Source organism: Neorhizobium huautlense, assembly GCF_002968575.1.
Classification (GTDB): domain Bacteria; phylum Pseudomonadota; class Alphaproteobacteria; order Rhizobiales; family Rhizobiaceae; genus Neorhizobium; species Neorhizobium huautlense.
Genome location: NZ_PVBM01000130.1, coordinates 1 through 389 on the forward strand (window position 1 = coordinate 1; position 389 = coordinate 389).

The 389-nt window shown below is 56.6% G+C and carries 1 protein-coding gene; it reads right to left on the minus strand.

All coding sequences use genetic code 11. From position 1 onward, the window contains the following. Positions 1-375: hypothetical protein (locus C5L12_RS27950; protein ID WP_205839405.1), on the minus strand; the 375-nt coding region annotated here is incomplete at its 3' end. Between the last annotated feature and the right edge of the window lie 14 nt (positions 376-389).

Consider the following 389-nt stretch of genomic DNA (forward strand, 5'->3'; position numbering starts at 1 on the left):
CTGCTGCGCTTTTTCATGGGAGATTTTTTTGCTGCGCGCTTCATCTTCTACCGCTTTGGCAATGGCGCGGGAGGCGAGCAGCTTATTAAACAGATCCTGACGAGCAGGCAAACGTGGGCCTACGGCAGCCAGACGTTGACGGGCAAAGTGCATACGCGCCACGCGCGCCAGTTTCTGAGCGATAGTTTTATCCGTGCCGTGTTCATCCGCCATACGGCGCAGCGAAACTGACGGCGAGAAACGCACAAAACTGTCGCGACCGAGCCACAGTACAGCGAAAAATTTCTGTACGCCGTTAAGCATACGCAGCGGCGGGTTCACTTCGCCTTTTTCACGCCCCGGCGCGCGACCAAACATCACCGACACTGGCACCATCTGCACATCCAGAT